Origin of the sequence: Mycobacterium sp. (genome assembly GCF_049683935.1) — a bacterium.
Taxonomy (GTDB): domain Bacteria; phylum Actinomycetota; class Actinomycetes; order Mycobacteriales; family Mycobacteriaceae; genus Mycobacterium.
In genome coordinates, this window is the sequence record NZ_JBAUJR010000224.1 from 1 (window position 1) to 2,315 (window position 2,315).

A 2,315-nucleotide genomic window follows, 5' to 3' on the forward strand; every position below is an offset into this window, starting at 1 on the left:
CGTGAGCTGCGGTCGGCCATCCCCGACTGACCCTGCTCGCGATAGCGGCCCGCCCACCGCGAGGCCGTGGACACCGACACCTGGAAACGTTCGGCAGCCCGACGCAAAGACCAGCCATCATCGACGACGCAACGAGCCAGCCGCAGGCGACCGGTTTCAGACAAAGGGGCATTACGGTGAGACACGAAGACCTCCGAAGTGAGTTGGTGCGTTCCTAGGCAGTTCGCACTTCACTCGGAGGTCTTCGTCTTGTCACCTCACCACGCCGTCACCAACGTCCGTGGTCAGTACAGTTAGCCCGCCACAACACGCTGGCGGCAGTTTGTCGGGGTAGTTTGCCCGAATGGAAACGTTCACCCCGACGCTGGATTGGGGCAGCGAGCTCTGGACCTCGCTCTGGTGGATCGCCCAAGGCTGGGCGTACGCAGCGGTCTCGACGCTCATCGTGCTGGTGCTGATCGCCCGCTACACGACCTGGGGTCGGCAGTTCTGGCGGGTCACCCGCGGATACTTCACCGGCCCCGAAAGTGTCGTCGTGTGGGTGTGGCTGGCAGGCATCCTGCTGTTGGTCATCGCGAGCGTCCGACTGTCGGTGCTGTTCAGCTTCCAGGGCAACGACATGATGACCAGCTTCCAGGTCATCGCGTCCGGCGTCGGCGCGGGCGACGACGCGGTGAAGGAATCGGGAGGCAACGGATTCTGGCTGTCGATGGGCGTCTTCGCGGTCCTGGCCGTCATCAACGTCGCCACCATCATGCTCGATCTCTTTGTCACCCAGCGGTTCATGCTCCGGTGGCGTACCTGGCTCACCGACGAACTGACCGGCGACTGGCTCGACGGCAAGGCCTACTACCGCTCACGCTTCATCGACGACACCATCGACAACCCCGACCAGCGCATCCAGGCCGACATCGACATCTTCACCGCAGGTGTCGGCGCCCTGCCCAATACTCCGAACAACACTTCGGGCACCACGTTGCTGTTCGGCGCCGTCGCCTCGATCGCCTCGATGATCTCGTTCACCACCATCCTGTGGAACCTGTCGGGTCCGGTGATGTTGCCGTTGATCGGCGTCGAGTTGCCCAAGGCGATGTTCGTCATCGGCATCGTCTACATCCTGTTCGCCACCGTTGTCGCGTTCGTGATCGGCCGACCGATCATCACGCTGTCGTTCAACAACGAGAAGTTCAACGCCGCCTTCCGGTACGCGCTGGTGAGACTGCGCGACGCGGCCGAAGCGGTCGCGTTCTACCGGGGTGAGGTCGCCGAGCGGACCGGGTTGCGCCGCCGGTTCGCGCCGATCGTGGCGAACTACAAGAAGTACGTGAACAGGCTGGCGGCATTCTTGGGCTGGAACCTCTCGATCAGCCAGGCGCAGGAGCTGATCCCCTACATCGTGCAGTTCTCCCGGTTCTACAACGGCGAGATCACCCTCGGTCAGCTCTCGCAGACCGCCAGTGCGTTCCGGGAGATCCTCACCGGGCTGTCGTTCTTCCGCAATGCCTACGACAACTTCGCCGGCTACCGCGCCGCGATCATCCGTCTGCACGGTCTGGTGACCGCCAACGAAGAGGGCAGGGCGCTGCCCTCACTGGACGCAACCGGCTCCACCGACGGCCGTGTCGAGTTGGACGATGTCGAGGTGCGGACCCCCGACGGCCGTCAGCTGATCGAACCGCTGGACCTGTCGCTGGAGCGCGGGGACGCCTTGGTGATCACCGGCGCCTCCGGCAGCGGCAAGACCACGCTGCTGCGCAGCCTCGGGCGGCTGTGGCCGTTCGCCTCGGGTTCGATCAGGTATCCGATCGAGGACAACGCGACGATGTTTCTGTCCCAGATGCCGTACGTACCGCTCGGTGTTCTGCGCGCCGTGGTGTCGTACCCGAACGCGACCGGCAGCATCACCGACGACGACCTGCATGCGGTCCTCGACGAGGTCGCGCTCCCACACCTGGCCGCGCGACTCGACGAGGAACAGGACTGGGCCAAGGTCCTCTCCCCCGGCGAGCAGCAAAGGATCGCGTTCGCGCGCATTCTGCTGACCAAGCCCCAGGCGGTGTTCCTCGACGAAGCCACCTCGGCACTCGACGAGGGACTCGAGCTGATGCTCTACCGCCTCGTCCGCACCGAGCTACCGGACACCATCGTGGTCAGCGTCAGTCACCGCAGCACGGTCGAGCAGCACCACACCCGGCAGCTGCAACTGCTCGGCGAAGGTCGGTGGTATCTCGGCGACGTCGGCGACGAGCCCGCTCGCGTCTAACTTCGCCGGTCAGCCGCGGGCGGCGGGTGCGCCGGCGCGCCCGGCGGCGTGC

2 protein-coding genes are annotated in these 2,315 nt (G+C 65.2%); one reads left to right on the forward strand and one right to left on the reverse strand.

Going from position 1 to position 2,315, the window contains the following annotated elements; genetic code table 11:
* A partial coding sequence (locus WA965_RS12850; RefSeq protein WP_526447589.1) for a helix-turn-helix domain-containing protein occupies positions 1-185 on the reverse strand: 185 nt, incomplete at its 3' end.
* Between the two features lie 158 nt (positions 186-343).
* Here WA965_RS12850 and WA965_RS12855 point away from each other — a divergent pair.
* Positions 344-2,263 carry an ABC transporter ATP-binding protein/permease gene (locus WA965_RS12855; RefSeq protein ID WP_526300231.1) on the forward strand — a complete coding sequence of 640 codons (1,920 nt, stop codon included), beginning with the start codon at positions 344-346 and terminating at the stop codon, positions 2,261-2,263.
* Positions 2,264-2,315: the final 52 nt, after the last annotated feature.

Coding starts and splice junctions, on each gene's coding strand:
- WA965_RS12855 (WP_526300231.1), top strand. CDS start 344: ATGGAAACGTTCACCCCGACGCTGGATTGGGGCAGCGAGCTCTGGACC.